Genomic DNA, 816 nt, shown 5'->3' with positions numbered 1-816 from the left:
GGCGGGAGGCGGCGGAGCGCGCCGCCTCAGAGGCCGGCGCGCCGGTCGCCCGGCTGGAGGACGGCTTCCTGCGCTCGGTCGGCCTCGGCGCGGCCTTCACGCCGGCGCTGTCGCTGGTGCTGGACGAGGCCGGCATCTACTACGACCCCTCCGTCCCGAGCGAGCTCGAGAACCTGCTGAACCGTGAGGAGATGCCGCCCGCGCTCCTCGCCCGCGCCGCGCGGCTGCGGGCGCGGCTCGTGGCGGAGAACGTCACCAAATACAACGTGGGCGCGGCGCGGGGGCGGATCGTGCCCGAGGGGCGCTTCGGCCTGCTGGTGCCGGGGCAGGTCGAGGACGACGCCTCGATCCTGAAGGGCGCCGGCGCGGTGCGCACCAACCGCGACCTGCTCGCCGCCGCCCGCGCCCGCCATCCGGACGCCTTCATCGTCTACAAGCCTCATCCGGATGTGGTCGCAGGCTATCGCAAGGGCGCGGTGGACGCCGCCGAGCTGGCGCGGCTCGCCGACGCCGTGGTCGTGGACGGCGCCATCGCCGACCTCTACCCCCAGTGCCGGGCGCTGGAGACCATGACCTCGCTGTCGGGCTTCGAGGCGCTGCTGCGGGGCCTGCGCGTCGCCGCCCACGGCCAGCCGTTCTACGCCGGCTGGGGCCTGACCGAGGACCTCGCGCCCCACCCCCGCCGGGGCCGCGCCCGCACGCTGGACGAACTGGTGGCCGCGACGCTGGTCCTCTACCCGCTCTACCACGACCCCGTCTCCGGCCTGCCCTGCGGCCCGGAGACGGCGCTCGACCGCATCGCCGAGGCCCGCGCCC

At 76.1% G+C, this 816-nt stretch carries 1 protein-coding gene; it reads left to right on the top strand.

Annotated elements, in window-relative coordinates; genetic code table 11:
- On the top strand, positions 1-816 hold an 816-nt coding region (locus ACFQ4O_RS17930), incomplete at both ends, for a capsular polysaccharide export protein, LipB/KpsS family (protein ID WP_449289008.1).

Source organism: Methylopila musalis, assembly GCF_042679725.1.
Taxonomy (GTDB): Bacteria; Pseudomonadota; Alphaproteobacteria; order Rhizobiales; family Methylopilaceae; genus Methylopila; species Methylopila musalis.
Note: the sequence above shows the minus strand (reverse complement) of the source record. Positions and strands in the feature narration are given on the sequence as shown.